The sequence below is a fragment of the Bacillus sp. z33 genome (assembly GCF_058313615.1).
This window is the reverse complement of the sequence record NZ_JBZFQN010000001.1, coordinates 547130-561399: the sequence shown is the minus strand read 5'-3', so window position 1 is coordinate 561399 and position 14270 is coordinate 547130. Positions and strand designations below refer to the sequence as shown.

Sequence of the window (14270 nt, the reverse complement as noted above, 5' to 3'; positions counted from 1 at the left end):
AGCATATGAACATAGTTTGTTAAAAGCACGGATAATGAAGCGGAGGAGCTACTTTTTATGCATATTATGACGATTTTAGGCACAAGGCCGGAAATCATCAGGTTAAGCCTCATTATAAAAAAACTTGATCAATACGCCGATAAACATACACTGGTCCATACCGGGCAAAATTTCACACGTTCATTAAGTGACGTCTTTTTTGAAGAATTAAAAATTAGAAAACCAGATTACTATTTAAAGATGAACTCCTATTTATTAGGTGAACAACTTGGATCGATGTTCCGTTCTCTTGAAGAAATAATAAGTATTGAAAAACCAGACCGAGTCCTTCTTTTGGGCGATACCAATAGTGCGTTGAGTGCAATATTAATGGAGCGCCATGGCATACCTGTCTATCATATGGAAGCAGGAAACAGATGTTTTGACCTGCGGGTTCCTGAAGAGAAAAACAGAAGAATCATTGATTCGATCAGTACATTTAATCTTCCTTATACAAAGAAAAGCAGAGAAAATCTTTTAAAGGAAAACATGCCAGTTAATCGGATATTCTTAACTGGCAACCCAATATTTGAAGTAATCACTCATTACACTGATCAAATTGCTCAGAGCCGAATACTTGAAAATCTTTCATTAGAAGAGAAAAACTACTTTCTAGTAACCATTCATCGCTCGGAAAATGTTGATGCACCGGATGTTTTAAAAGATATTTTTACAGGCTTAAATAAACTCGCCAGGTTCTATAATAAACGTATTATCTGCAGCATACATCCACGAACCAAATCAAAACTTAAAGCTATAACAGATTTAACGGCAGAACCGCTGGTTGAATTCCATGAACCGTTTGGATTATTTGATTTTATTAAACTACAAAAATATGCCTATTGTGTTTTAACTGACAGCGGTACAGTCCAGGAAGAAAGCTGCATTCTTAAGATTCCAGCGGTTACGATCAGAAACACAACAGAAAGACCCGAAACAGTCGAATGTGGAAGTAATATCATCTCTGGCACAGAGGCAGACAGAATCGTAAATAGTGTGGAAATTATGCTTAATCAGTCTACAGATTGGGAGATTCCGGATGGATATGGAGATAAGAATGTATCTCAAAAAGTTGTCAATTACCTAATGGGAGTGAAGGGGTTTGTTTAAAAATAAAAAAATTTTAGTAACTGGCGCAACTGGTTCGTGGGGATATGAGCTAGTAAAAAAGCTGTTAGAACAGGATCCAGAAGAGATCAGAATCTACTCAAGGAATGAATCAAAGCAAGTAGAGATGATGAGGCATTATTCTGACAAACGATTAAAGTTTGTTATTGGTGATATTAAAGAACGTGAAAGTTTAATACAAGCTTGTCAGCATATAGATTATCTGTTTCATTTGGCCGCCTTGAAACATGTTCCGGTATGTGAAGATCAGCCATTAGAGGCTATGAAAACGAATGTACTTGGTACGCAAAATGTAATAGAAGCAGCTATTATCAATCATATCAAGAAAGTCATTTATATCTCTACGGACAAGGCAGCTAACCCATCCAATTTTTATGGTCTATCGAAAGCAATGGGTGAGCGGTTAATTATTCATGCAAATACCCTAAATACTGAAACCAGTTTTGTAACGGTAAGGGGCGGAAATGTACTAGGTACAACTGGCAGTGTCATTCATGTTTTTAAGAAGCATATGCGAGAAAAAGGTGAAGTAGGGATTACAGATTTTCGGATGACTCGCTTTTTTTTAACAATTGAAGATGCTATAGAACTACTATTTATGGCTTCTAATGAAAGTATCGGTGGGGAAATTTTTGTGATGAAGATGCCTACATGCCTGATAAAGGATCTGGCTGAAGTATTGATTGAAGACTCTGGTATAAAAGATGTGAAGATAAAACAACTGGGAATACGCCCTGGAGAAAAGATTCATGAAATCCTTTTTTCGGAGCATGAGAGTGATCAAACAGTCCATTATAATGAAGACTATTATGTAGTATTACCGAGCTTGGATATTAAGGGGTTAAAAGAACATTACAATCAGTTTAAACCCGTCGAGCATGGGAGCTACAGTTCTCAATTTGACTTGTTGAGTAAAGAAGAATTGAAGAAAATGTTGGCAAAAGGCGGATTTTTATTATGAAGGTACTTGTATTAGGCGGTCATGGAATGGCAGGCCATATGGTGGTTGACTATTTAAAAGCTGATCCAACCTTACAAGTTCACTTTACAACTCGTAAAGAAGATAATGAGAGTATTAAATGGAATGCCACAGATTTCAAACATATGGATCATATCATTGAACAAACTAAACCAGATTTCGTTATCAATTGTATAGGAATCTTGAATAAAGCGGTCGATGAAAATATCTATGATGCTATTATTGTGAACAGTTTATTACCTCATCATCTTGTCAGACAGCTTGACCGATATGGTGGTAAGCTTGTTCATATTAGTACAGACTGTGTATTCAGCGGCCAAAAAGGAAATTATCTTGAAACCGATATGAAGGATGGCCAAACGTCCTATGCAAAAACGAAAGCGCTTGGAGAAGTGGATTTAGACTCCCATCTAACGATCAGGACTTCCATCATAGGCCCTGAGATTAAAAATAATGGGATTGGTTTGCTGCAGTGGTTTCTAAAACAAACTGGTACGATAAAAGGGTATAAGCAAGTTTGGTGGAATGGAGTGACAACGCTTGAATTAGCAAAGTTCATTCGATATGCCATAGATCAGAAGATTGGGGGATTGTATCATTTAAGTGCACTGGAGCCCATTAACAAGTACGATTTATTGGTTCACTTTAAAAATTATTTTTTAAAAGAAGATGTAGATATACTTCCAGATAGTGAAGTGGGTTCTAATAAAACATTAATTAATTCTCGCAATGATTGTTTGTATGAGGCAAAAGATTATCCTAAGATGCTCGAAGAATTGCGTGATTGGATGTCACTTTATGAATAAGAAAATCCTCATAACAGGTGCTCAGGGATTTACTGGCCAGCATGCCTGCAAGTATTTTCATGAACAGGGTTACCATGTGATTCCAGTAGCTCGAGATAAGCAAACTGGTGGAACGTCAACTTTTGTGTATTGCGATTTAACTCATTTGTCAGATGTAGAAAAGGTAATTACAGACACAAGTCCTGATTTTATTCTCCACCTAGCAGGAAAAAATCATGCAGGGGAATCATGGCATGTCCCTGGGTTATATGTAGATACCAATGTGATAGGAACAGTTAATATTTTGGAAGCAGTAAGAAAATACAAGCCAGACACGAAAATTTTAGTGACTGGATCTATGCTGGAAACAGCTCTTGCTGATGATAAACCAAATCATCCCTATGGTTTAAGTAAAACTATACAATCGACGGTTGCTATGGCATGGCATTATTTGTATCAACTACCTATATCAGTGGTCAGGCCACCAAATTTAATAGGACCAGGCAATTCAACCGGTGTTTGCTCGCAATTTGCTAAAAGAATTGTAAAAAGTGAAAAGGATAATAAACCGAATGTCACGTTGAAGGTTAATAACTCAGGGATTAAAAGAGCCTTTTTGGATGTCAGAGACGCAGCAATGATTTATGCTCATTTATTAGAGCATGGTGAATCGGGAAATATTTATGAATTGGATCGATTAGATAGATACACATTGATGGAGATAGTAGAGCACTTTGAATCTTTAAGCTCCTGCTCGATAGAAAAAGAATTTATAGATCTGAATGAACCACCAAGTAAACAGGATGAGGAGAGAAATCATCATATACTGGGAGAAAAAGTGGTAAGAGTGTCCTGTCAGCAAAATTATAAATTGAAGGAAAGTCTTACTGATATATTAGACTATTATAGAAACGCTATATAGATCGGTAATACCCGCCCTTTTTACAGGGGGATACAGACTGTAGACAAATCCCTTAATTTTTTAGGGACCTTGTCTACAGCTTTTTTTGTTTTGGCTATTATGTTAACGCTATTTTCTACAGAATGGGCTCGCTTTCCGCGGACAAGCATCAAGCCTCCTCGCGCTCTGCGCTGCGGGGTCTAGGGTACGCTTGTTTTGGCTCCTATAGAGCCATTCTGAATTCCTTTTGTCTGCAATCTGAATCCCCCCTTTTACAGGGGGATATTGTTTTTCCAAAATAACATGTCGGTTCGAAATTTGATATAATAGAGGTAAAAGTTTGTTCGGAGGGTACTTTATGTTTTCAATTGTCGTAGCACATGATCGTAATCAGGTTATTGGCGTAAATAATAATCTTCCATGGCGTATTCCTGCTGATATGGCCCATGTGAAACAAACAACGATGGGGAAAATCCTCATTATGGGGCGGAAAACGTTTGATTCTATAGGAAAGCCTCTTCCAGGCAGGACAAATGTAGTTTTAACAAAAGATACATCTTGGGTCTTTGATGGGATTAAAGTTGTGCATTCCGTGGATGAAATTCATCAAATTGAAAAAAATACGGATACTGAATGTATCATATTTGGCGGTCAAGTTTTATTTGAACAGCTTCTTCCATATGTCTCAAAAATCTATTTGACATACATTGATCATGATTTTGAAGGAGATACATTCTTCCCTATCCAAAATTATGACGAAGACTGGATTTTGATCTCCTCTGAAAAAGGGCCTAAAGACGAAAAAAATCCATATGATTATTATTTTAAAGAGTACATACGTAAGAAGGATTAAATATAGGAGTTGAGTTTCATTGTTACGTTTAATTTATATGTTTTTCAATTTATGCGGTTTTTTACTGTATAGCTTACCGGAATTAAAGAAAATGAAAAAGGTCTACGCGCACAATGATGCTCGTGACGATGTGGTTATTCAACAAGTCCCGAAAAAATGGGCAAAAGGGTTTTTAAAGAAATCAGGCTGTGAGCTGGAAGTGGAAGGAATCGAAAATATCCCGGAAGGTCCAGTGTTATTTGTTGGAAATCATGAAGGAGACTTTGATATACCGGTTTTACTGGATGGAATTCCCAAGCCTTTTGGCTTTATTGCTAAAATTGAAGTGAAAAAAATTCCAATCGTTGCAGACTGGATGGAGGTAATGGGCTGCGTGTTTATGGATCGTAAAGACCGCCGAGCCTCTGTACAGGCGATTAGACAAGGTGTACAAAAGTTAAAGGATGGTCACTCCATGCTCATTTTTCCAGAAGGTACACGTAATAGAGGCAAGGAGATTGGTGAATTTAAGGCTGGTTCTTTACGTCTTGCAAAAGATTCAAAAGTTCCGATTGTACCTTTTGTGATCCAAGGTTCAGCAGATATTTTCGAAAATAATCATAATAGGATTAAGCCGGGGAAGGTTAAGCTTATTATTTTACCTGCGATTTTTTCTGAACGTTACGACGCAGAGGGAATGGCTGCAGTGGCTGAACAGATCCACACAAAAATAAATGAAGAACGGAGCAATCTGTTAAAGGGAGCATAAATAGATTGCTTGCCAAGGTACTTACGATAACTATGCTTAAGCGATAAAGCAGGTGGGATTTTATTCACCTGTTTTGTCGTTTTTTTTAGAATTACGATAATAGTTGATAACTATAAAAGCAAACATGATAATTTGCCTTAAGTTCATTTATCGAATTCATATTTTGCACACCTAAAAAACCAATTATTCTGAAAATTCAGTTGATTTATTGTCCGCACCTGCTATAATTTATGGATTAATAAAAGTAATGGAGGAGAGCAAATGAATCATCAGGTGAATACGAATCAAGGAGTACCGCTTGAACAAATTATTATTGCCTACCAACAGTTAAAAGACAAAGTGGCTCATACTCCCTTACAAAAAAACAAACGGTTGTCCGAGAAGTTTAATTGCAATGTTTATCTCAAAAGAGAAGACCTTCAATATGTGCGTTCTTTTAAGCTGCGCGGGGCGTTTTATGCAATGATGAACTTATCGGAAGCAGAATTGGAAAATGGCATAGTATGTGCAAGTGCCGGTAATCATGCTCAGGGTATGGCATATGCATGCAATGAACTAAAGGTGAATGGGAAAATTTACATGCCAACAACTACTCCGAGACAAAAAATTAACCAAGTTGAGTTGTTTGGAAAAGAATATGTGGAAATAATTCTGATTGGTGATACGTTTGATGATGCTTTTGCGGAAGCCAGGATATGCGAGGAGGAAGAGAAACGATCATTTATTCATCCATTTGATGATCAATTTGTAATTGCCGGACAAGGTACGGTAGCCGTTGAGATCTTTCATGATATTGATGTGCCTATAGACTACATTTTTGGCAGTGTGGGGGGCGGAGGATTAATGTCAGGGGTTGCTTCATACAGTTCAAGTGTATCCCCCTACACAGCCTGCATTGGTGTTGAACCGGTTGGTGCACCCTCTATGCAAACAGCAATAAAGGAAGGTCATGTAGTTAAATTATCACAAATTGAGTCCTTTGTGGATGGAGCTGCCGTAAAAGAGGTTGGACAGCAAACCTTTACTATATGTTGTGAACTGTTAAAAGATGTTGTGACCGTCCCAGAAGGAAAAGTATGCAGTACGATTCTTGAATTATATAATGAGCATGCCATTGTGGCAGAACCAGCCGGGGCATTGTCCGTGTCAGCACTGGATTTATATAAAGATAAATTGGCAGGAAAAACAGTCGTGTGCATCATCAGCGGTGGAAATAATGATATTGGCAGAATGCAGGATATCAAAGATCGCTCTCTCCAATATGAAGGTCTTTTACATCATTTTATTGTGCACTTCCCACAGCGTGCAGGTGCTCTGCGAGAATTCCTTGATGAAGTGCTTGGTCCGAACGATGATATAACCAGATTTGAATATACGAAAAAAAATAATAAAGATAATGGTCCTGCTCTCGTTGGAATAGAATTACAGAAAAGAGAGGATTATAACGAACTGATGCAGCGCATGGAGAAAAAAGGATTCCAATTTTTTGAAGTAAAGAAAGGGAGCAGTCTTTATCAGTTTTTGATATAAGAATTTAAATCGTGTTTAACCCATGAAAATTGATACCTAAATAAGTAAAAGTTGAAATAAACTGTTTTTATATGAAATAATTTCTTTTCATTACTCTTAAAACAATTATAATAGTAGTAGATTCATATCAGCTTGGGAGGGGAGAAAAGCATGTTCTCAAATATAGGGGTACCGGGATTAATATTAATCCTATTACTAGTACTGATTATCTTTGGACCTAAGAAGCTACCTGAAATCGGCAGGGCGTTTGGTCAAACGTTACGAGAATTTAAAAATTCCACAAAAGATTTAACCAGTGATGTAATGGATGATATAAGGGATGTTAAAAAAGAAGCCAACAAATAATTGAATAGTTTCAATTTAAGAGAGGTGTGAGAATAAATTCTTACACCTCTTTAAAGGGATTCAGAAAGGCGTGACTCTAGTTTGGAAGAGAAAGAATTAAATATCATAGAGCACCTTGATGAATTGAGAACAAGGTTAATCATCACGGTAACTGCTTTTGTACTATTTTTATGTGTATCCTTCTTCTTTGTAAAAGATATATATAAATTTTTTACTCGTAATGTCGAAGAGAAGCTTATTGTACTTGGACCTAGTGATGTTATGTGGATTTACTTTACAATAGCTTCAATTGTGGCTATTGCCTGCACGATACCTGTTCTTGCAATTCAGCTTTGGTTGTTTGTAAAACCTGCGCTTTTGAAACATGAACAAAAGATTGCATTATCCTATATACCTGCTTTGTTTATTTTATTCATTGCCGGATTATCTTTTGGATATTTTGTCATTTTCCCAATTGTTATAAGCTTCTTAACAGATCTGGGGAATGATGTGATGACGACAGCCTATACGGCAGAAAAATATTTTAAATTTATCATTAATATGTCATTGCCATTTGCATTTCTGTTTGAACTGCCCGTTGTCATGATGTTTTTGACGTCTCTTGGGATTATCAATCCCTACATAATGGCAAAGTATAGAAAATATGCTTATTTTGTATTAATTGTGATCGCAATCCTGATTACTCCGCCTGAATTTCTGTCTGATTTTATTGTCTCAGTTCCTTTACTGCTGCTATATGAAATAAGTATATCACTATCAAAATATGTATATAAACGAAAGCTAAAGAAAGCGGAGCATTCCGAATTAGTGCTGGAGTGAGGTAGGTGAGTTACGCAGATTGGACCGAGAGTATTTTTATTTTTTAAAGCAACTAGCTAATCTTAAAAAGACTTATTTGAACAGATGAGTGTGAATCGACGACGATTTGCACTCTTTCTCTATCTAAATTCAAAATGGTTTATCGAGGTAGGTTGTATTTTAAAAATATAGGAAATATTGAAACAACTCAATTACGTACAAGTTTCAATAACAGGACAAGTGATTGCGTGCTATTTGTGTAAACAATAGATAGAAAAGTGAGTTTACCCCGTATCGGCAATCCCTATCTAAATTATAAAGGTAATAATAAAATGCATTTAAAATTTAATTTCTACCGTGTATAATATGAATAGTCATACATATAGGATGTGAAAATATGCCAAATGTTAAAATTGTTACTGACTCAACTCTTGATCTGCCAAAAGAGATCATCAAAGAGAATAACATAACGGTTGTACCACTCTCAATTACAATAGATGGAGAAACATACATTGATGGCGTTGACATTTCACCAAACGAGTTTATAACAAAAATGCAGCAATCGGAAGAACTTCCAAAAAGCTCACAGCCGCCGGCAGGTGAATTCTTAGAGGTTTATAATAAACTGTCGGAAGACGGAAGTGAAGTGTTATCTATCCATATGACTGCTCAAATGAGCGGAACTGTTCAGTCGGCTCAGACCGCCGCCAGGATGGCCGACGGGAAAGTTACTGTCGTTAATTCAAAATATATATCCAATGCATTAGCCTTTCAGGTATTAGAAGCAGCTAAATTGGCAAATGAAGGCAAAACGATGGATGAGATTGTTGAACGAATTGATCATATTAGGGAAAATACGCGTCTTTTTGTAGTGGTAGATACTCTGGAGAATTTAGTGAAGGGTGGCCGAATCGGAAAAGGAAAGGCTATGTTAAGCTCACTCTTAAATATTAAGCCGATTGCTTCACTGGATACAGGTGAATATACTCCCGTAGCAAAAGTAAGAAGTCAAAGCCAAATTGTCAAGTATTTGGTTAAGCAGCTTGTGCAGGATACGGAGGGGAAAGTCCTGAAAGGGATTGGCATTACTCATGCCGATGCAATAGAACTTGCAACGAAACTTAAAGAAATGATTATAAAAGAACTTGGAATAGATGATGTACCAATCTATGATACAACGCCTATTATCAGTACACATACAGGTATAGGGGCAATAGGTTTTATGTATTATGCAGAATAAATTATATAAATGTAAAAATACACTATTACATGGGGGATAGTGTATTTTTTATGATTTAAATAATATTTTTTATTTTTTACAGGTAACCTGCCTAATTTTGTCTATACATAGATACTACGAGATTTTTCAAGGTCCTCTGATAAATATAAAAGCTGATTAACATAATAACGTAAAATTCTCATGTTAACAGCTATTTTTATGGGAATAGTCCTTTTTATCTTCTCAATAATTGGGAACGGCTTTTTATCCGTTAAAAGATAAAGAGACTAGTAATGGTTTCATGCTGTGCTAACAATCATCGAGAGAATGAAAAGGAAGTTGAAGTGGAAAGTGGTACAACATTTAGAGTGTATATCCCACCTAGGTGAAAAAAGTTTTATCATAGCTAAGTACCATAACTGAACAGGAATAGATTTATAAGGAAAGTGTCAATCAGTGCTTCCTCTGGAATGATGGCTTATCTATTAGGTTGGATGTATTCCAATCTTGCAAATTTATTCTTAAATCGGCGATAAAAGGTTATTATGATTAAAGTGATTAAAAAAATTAGTGCAACATCTCGTGGACAGAAATAAGATCCCGCCTGTCGTTGCTTTATTGAAATAAAGACACAATTTATACGAAAAGGAGTTTACAGAATACATATGTTCATTCTCACTATAGTTATCGCACTATTACTCTATGGCGGACTTGTTTACTATATTGGCTGGCGGGGGTATGTTTTGCTCCGACCAGAATCATCAAGTCGTCGTTTTAAGATCCTTTACATCCTTATCTTCGTGTTTGCAGGGAGTTCGTTTATTGTCGGCCGCATTTCCGGGATTACATTTTTAAATATTATTGGTGCTTACTGGATGGCATGCTTTTATTTGCTGTTATTGTTAGTTCCTCTTGCCCATCTTATGGTTATAATCTTACGCCTAACCCGCCTGCCGCGACATGGAACACAAAAATGGACAGGCATCGTCGCTATGGGGTTGCTTGTGTTCTTTCTATTATACGGCACATATAATGCATACAGCCCTGTCGTTCGCAGCTATGAAATTAAGATGGATAAAGGATCATCTTCCCTTGATACCCTAGATATTGTAATGGCGGCTGATACACACTTTGGTCTGCTGTCAGGCAAAGATCATGCAGAGCGTTTAGTGGATCAAATCAACAAACTCAACCCAGATCTAATCCTGCTTCCCGGCGATCTTTTTGATGATGATGTTCAACCATTCCTTGATCAAAAAATTGATCAAATATTATCCAAGCTTCATGCACCATATGGAGTCTATGCATCGCTTGGCAATCATGATAAGCATGATGGTACCATGCAGGAATTAATTCTAGCCTTGGAACGCAGTGGTATCAATGTATTGTACGATGAAACGGTAAAAGTTGAAAATGAATTCACGCTCATTGGGCGTAAAGATCGAACCGAAGAGGACAGATTGCCATTAGAAAAAATAATGAGCGGAGTGGATCTTGAAAAACCTGCTATTTTATTGGAACATCAGCCTTATGAACTTAACATTGCACAACAGGAAGGTATTGACCTAATGGTGTCCGGTCATACTCATCGCGGGCAAATTTTCCCTGGTAACTTAATCACTGATGCGATTTATGAAAATGATTGGGGTTATTTACAACAGGAACAGATGCACACAATCGTGACCTCTGGTTATGGTTTTTGGGGACCGCCTATTAGAATCGGTACACGCTCTGAAATTGTATCAATTGAAATCCAGTTTGAGTAGGAAATGGATAGAATAATCGCTATTACTACATGTTTAAGCCTTTTATAGATTTTGAAGAATGCCAAAGCTATTCATAATTTTTGGAATAGATGACCAATTTGTTTGATTATCATGTAACCTCATCTTAAAAGAAAATACATGAAATATAGGCAAAATACTTTTGTGAAAATACAGATTTTGATAAAATTAGCATTAATAGAGATTGATCACAGGGTGGTTATCCATGAAATATTTTGGCAAAATAGCAATGATTTTGTTTCTGGTTATGATTGTAAATGCATGTTCCGAACAAGAAATACCTAATGCTAAGAATTGGAAGGTAAATGAATTTACCTTTACTGACCAAAGTGGCAATACCTTATCAAAAGCTGATTTAAAAGGAAAAGTTTGGATTGCTGACTTCATTTTTACAAATTGTAATACGGTATGTTTGCCGATGACATCTAATATGAAAAAGCTTCAGAATAAGATATCTGAAGAAGGTCTTGAAGATGTACATATTGTATCCTTTAGTGTGGATCCAGCGTTTGATAAACCTTCTGTTTTAAAAAAATATGGGGAAAGTTTTCAGGCGGATTTCGATAATTGGAGTTTTTTGACGGGATATGACCAGGAAACAATTGAAAGCTTGGCAAAAGATAGCTTTAAATTAATGGTCTCGAAGCCCGCTGAAGGAGATCAGGTCATTCATGGAACCAGTTTTTCATTGGTGAATCAAGATGGAATAGTGGTTCAGCAATATTCCGGACTTGAAGATATACCCATCGATGATATTATGAAGCATATAAAAATACTACAATCCAAATAGGGGAGGGCAGGGAAACCTGTCCTTTTTTATATCATATTGATAATTGTTGTAAATATAATGAGTATAATAAGAGTATTATTAAGGCAGGTGACATCTTATGTTTTGGAAAATTTCGATAACTGTGATGCTGTCTTTTATGCTTTCTGGGTGTAATATTGTCCAAACATTATTAGGCAAGCAAGTGGAAGAACACTCAACCTCTTATCTAACAAAAGCAGTAAAACAAGAAATACCCGATGATTTCTTTCCAACTGATATAAATATTGTATCCTTAGGAGATTCCTTGACACAGGGGGTCGGGGACAGCAGTGAAAGTGGTGGATATATTCCTTATTTAGTATCTTATTTAGAACAAAATAAAGGGATTAAAGAAGCTGAATTTGCCAATCATGGTGTTCGCGGTAATAGAACCACAGATCTCTTGAAAAAACTGCAAACACCACAATTAATTTCTGATATTCAACAGGCAGATGTCATTGTGATCACCATTGGCGGGAATGATATCATGAAAGTTGTAAAAGATCAATTTACAAATTTAACAATGCAAGATTTTTACCTCGAGGCCGAGCATTATGAGGAGCGATTAAAAGAGATTTTTAGTGTAATTAGACAGTATAATAAGGATGCAGAAATTTATTTTGTCGGATTGTATAACCCTTTCGGTAAATGGATCTCTACTTTTCAGGAACTGGATAAGATTATGGATGATTGGAATAGCATCAGTCGAGAAATTGTTAACAAGGATTCAAATGCATTTTTCATAGAGATAGATGATGCATTCTCAGATTCGGATGAAAATCTTTTATACAAGGAAGATTATTTTCATCCGAATGACAGGGGTTATGAAATCATTGCAAAGCGAATATATGACGAAATGAAAGAGCGTACCGTTGATAATATAAATAATATGAGGATGGTCAATGAGGGGGAGAATAATGGGGGAAATCTTCAATAAAAATAATAAGTGGAAGTTACTTTTTTTTGGACTATTAACCATAAATTTAATCGCAGCATGTATTCTGATCTACTGGACAACTCGTCCAGTAAAAGATGATGAATCATTAAATAAGCTAGCCAAAAACAAAGAAACAGTTGAAATTCCGTTTACTTCAAACAAGGAAGACCTTAATCGGATTATTAATCATTATATTGAGGAAGAAAGTTCAGATAGCCCTATCCAATATGAGGTACTTTTAAAGGATAATCTGGAATTGTACGGAACACTAGCAGCGTTTGGAAGGAATGTCGAGCTAAAGGTGTTATTTGACCCAGTTACATTAGAGAATGGTGACTTGCTTTTAAAACATGAATCTATACAAATTGGCGGGATGAGTTTGCCGGCAACATTTGTCCTGAATTATATTGATGAAAAATATAAGATGCCTGATTGGGTGATAATCAGACCGAGTGATAAGACGATTTATTTGGCATTAAGTAAAATGGATTTAAAAAGTGGTATAACGGTTAAATCAAAATCTTTTGATTTGAAAAATGATGATATTGAATTAAATTTATTAGTACCGGTAGAATAATTAAAAAAGAGGAATTGTGTACTATGGAATCCATAGGCTCAATTCCTCTTTTTATTAGTTATAAATAAACTGTATTTCAGCGTCTCGATGATCAGTTCCCCTACTTAAGATTGTCATTGTATATATTTGATTCGGATGAAGGGTGACGGAAAAAGGATCGAGTATCATTTTTTTTGATTTTGAACATTTTATTAAAAATTCTATTGTCATGGGGGTTAATCCAAGATAGGAGCTGGGCTTTTTAAAGGCTAAATTAGAAAAAATGGTATCTCCGTCTGTAACGGCTATATCAATTCCGCCCGAATCAGGATTGAGATTCAGACAATTTAATTTTGTCTCTTTGCTGGGTAGGAAAAGATCGTCCTTTATGGAAAGTAGATTATCTCCTGTAGCAATGACGGTGTAAGGAGACCCCTCTTTAATTTCCATTTTTGTGCTCAATAAAACGGTTTGTAACTGATCACTTGGATAAAGGTCAATTTGATACTTCCCCTCCGGAAGTGATAAATAATGACTTACCGACTTAAAGGGAACACGACGGAAAATTCTTGTTCCGTTTAGATACATATCTATATTCTTAACAGATGATAGAGCATGAAAAAATCTAACCTTTCCAATCGTGGAGCGATCTGTACTTACTCTTTGAACAGGAAGTTGATGCCTGAGCCGATTCATATAAGATAAGTGTTGAAAGTAATAGTCTATAAATAGTCCAGGATTGGAGTATTTATAATATTGAGATAGTAAATCGTACTTTTGAGCCTTTTGATTATACTCTTCTGTACTGATAGAGGACATTGCTATCACTCCTCGAACATCCTAATTTTACTTTAGCTATA

General features: G+C 36.1%; 15 protein-coding genes. 14 read left to right on the top strand and 1 reads right to left on the bottom strand.

What is annotated here, in order from left to right; genetic code table 11:
- The first annotated feature begins 57 nt into the window (after positions 1-57).
- The 14 genes from wecB (at position 58) to AC4G3L_RS02490 (ending at position 13431) form a co-directional block, all read left to right on the top strand.
- Positions 58-1149 carry a non-hydrolyzing UDP-N-acetylglucosamine 2-epimerase gene (gene wecB / locus AC4G3L_RS02555; RefSeq protein WP_491075410.1) on the top strand — a complete coding sequence of 364 codons (1092 nt, stop codon included), beginning with the start codon at positions 58-60 and terminating at the stop codon, positions 1147-1149.
- On the top strand, positions 1142-2128 hold the full coding sequence (locus tag AC4G3L_RS02550) for an SDR family NAD(P)-dependent oxidoreductase (RefSeq protein WP_491075409.1): 987 nt from the start codon (positions 1142-1144) through the stop codon (positions 2126-2128). Before wecB ends, AC4G3L_RS02550 begins: the two co-directional genes overlap by 8 nt.
- Positions 2125-2952, top strand: coding sequence for a dTDP-4-dehydrorhamnose reductase family protein (locus AC4G3L_RS02545; protein WP_491075408.1), 828 nt, complete (start codon positions 2125-2127; stop codon positions 2950-2952). Before AC4G3L_RS02550 ends, AC4G3L_RS02545 begins: the two co-directional genes overlap by 4 nt.
- Positions 2945-3853: an SDR family oxidoreductase gene (locus AC4G3L_RS02540; RefSeq protein ID WP_491075407.1), complete on the top strand. Its 909-nt coding sequence runs from the start codon at positions 2945-2947 to the stop codon at positions 3851-3853. The genes AC4G3L_RS02545 and AC4G3L_RS02540 overlap by 8 nt, the downstream gene beginning before the upstream one ends.
- Positions 3854-4190: 337 nt before the next feature.
- Positions 4191-4685: a dihydrofolate reductase gene (locus tag AC4G3L_RS02535; RefSeq protein ID WP_491075406.1), complete on the top strand. Its 495-nt coding sequence runs from the start codon at positions 4191-4193 to the stop codon at positions 4683-4685.
- A gap of 19 nt (positions 4686-4704) precedes the next feature.
- Positions 4705-5433, top strand: a complete 729-nt coding sequence (locus AC4G3L_RS02530) for a lysophospholipid acyltransferase family protein (protein ID WP_491075405.1) — start codon at positions 4705-4707, stop codon at positions 5431-5433.
- 261 nt (positions 5434-5694) lie between these two features.
- Positions 5695-6963, top strand: coding sequence for a threonine ammonia-lyase IlvA (gene ilvA, locus AC4G3L_RS02525; protein ID WP_491075404.1), 1269 nt, complete (start codon positions 5695-5697; stop codon positions 6961-6963).
- Between the two features lie 150 nt (positions 6964-7113).
- On the top strand, positions 7114-7308 hold the full coding sequence (locus AC4G3L_RS02520; protein ID WP_491075403.1) for a twin-arginine translocase TatA/TatE family subunit: 195 nt from the start codon (positions 7114-7116) through the stop codon (positions 7306-7308).
- Positions 7309-7389: 81 nt separating this feature from the next.
- Complete coding sequence (gene tatC / locus AC4G3L_RS02515; RefSeq protein WP_491075402.1) at positions 7390-8127, top strand: twin-arginine translocase subunit TatC; 738 nt, start codon at positions 7390-7392, stop codon at positions 8125-8127.
- Positions 8128-8503: 376 nt separating this feature from the next.
- Positions 8504-9346, top strand: a complete 843-nt coding sequence (locus AC4G3L_RS02510) for a DegV family protein (RefSeq protein WP_491075401.1) — start codon at positions 8504-8506, stop codon at positions 9344-9346.
- A 644-nt stretch (positions 9347-9990) separates the two neighbouring features.
- Complete coding sequence (locus AC4G3L_RS02505; protein WP_491075400.1) at positions 9991-11091, top strand: metallophosphoesterase; 1101 nt, start codon at positions 9991-9993, stop codon at positions 11089-11091.
- Positions 11092-11314: 223 nt separating this feature from the next.
- The gene (locus AC4G3L_RS02500) at positions 11315-11899 is read left to right on the top strand and encodes an SCO family protein (RefSeq protein ID WP_491075399.1); all 585 of its coding nucleotides are present in this window, start codon (positions 11315-11317) and stop codon (positions 11897-11899) included.
- 97 nt (positions 11900-11996) lie between these two features.
- Positions 11997-12854 (top strand): SGNH/GDSL hydrolase family protein, encoded by an 858-nt coding sequence (locus AC4G3L_RS02495; protein WP_491075398.1) that lies wholly within the window; start codon positions 11997-11999, stop codon positions 12852-12854.
- A complete protein-coding gene (locus tag AC4G3L_RS02490; protein WP_491075397.1) occupies positions 12835-13431 on the top strand; it encodes a YpmS family protein in 597 nt (198 codons plus the stop codon). The genes AC4G3L_RS02495 and AC4G3L_RS02490 overlap by 20 nt, the downstream gene beginning before the upstream one ends.
- A gap of 54 nt (positions 13432-13485) precedes the next feature.
- Here the strand turns inward: AC4G3L_RS02490 and AC4G3L_RS02485 are convergent, their stop codons facing one another.
- On the bottom strand, positions 13486-14229 hold the full coding sequence (locus AC4G3L_RS02485; RefSeq protein WP_491075396.1) for a DUF4397 domain-containing protein: 744 nt from the start codon (positions 14227-14229) through the stop codon (positions 13486-13488).
- Positions 14230-14270: the final 41 nt, after the last annotated feature.

What these genes read in the sequence shown, in the direction of transcription:
- AC4G3L_RS02490 (WP_491075397.1), top strand. Translation starts at nt 12,835, where the DNA reads ATGGGGGAAATCTTCAATAAAAATAATAAGTGGAAGTTACTTTTTTTT.
- AC4G3L_RS02540 (WP_491075407.1), top strand. Translation starts at nt 2,945, where the DNA reads ATGAATAAGAAAATCCTCATAACAGGTGCTCAGGGATTTACTGGCCAG.
- ilvA (WP_491075404.1), top strand. Translation starts at nt 5,695, where the DNA reads ATGAATCATCAGGTGAATACGAATCAAGGAGTACCGCTTGAACAAATT.
- AC4G3L_RS02545 (WP_491075408.1), top strand. Translation starts at nt 2,125, where the DNA reads ATGAAGGTACTTGTATTAGGCGGTCATGGAATGGCAGGCCATATGGTG.
- AC4G3L_RS02520 (WP_491075403.1), top strand. Translation starts at nt 7,114, where the DNA reads ATGTTCTCAAATATAGGGGTACCGGGATTAATATTAATCCTATTACTA.
- AC4G3L_RS02485 (WP_491075396.1), bottom strand. Translation starts at nt 14,229, where the DNA reads ATGTCCTCTATCAGTACAGAAGAGTATAATCAAAAGGCTCAAAAGTAC.
- AC4G3L_RS02500 (WP_491075399.1), top strand. Translation starts at nt 11,315, where the DNA reads ATGAAATATTTTGGCAAAATAGCAATGATTTTGTTTCTGGTTATGATT.
- AC4G3L_RS02510 (WP_491075401.1), top strand. Translation starts at nt 8,504, where the DNA reads ATGCCAAATGTTAAAATTGTTACTGACTCAACTCTTGATCTGCCAAAA.
- wecB (WP_491075410.1), top strand. Translation starts at nt 58, where the DNA reads ATGCATATTATGACGATTTTAGGCACAAGGCCGGAAATCATCAGGTTA.
- AC4G3L_RS02535 (WP_491075406.1), top strand. Translation starts at nt 4,191, where the DNA reads ATGTTTTCAATTGTCGTAGCACATGATCGTAATCAGGTTATTGGCGTA.
- AC4G3L_RS02505 (WP_491075400.1), top strand. Translation starts at nt 9,991, where the DNA reads ATGTTCATTCTCACTATAGTTATCGCACTATTACTCTATGGCGGACTT.
- AC4G3L_RS02495 (WP_491075398.1), top strand. Translation starts at nt 11,997, where the DNA reads ATGTTTTGGAAAATTTCGATAACTGTGATGCTGTCTTTTATGCTTTCT.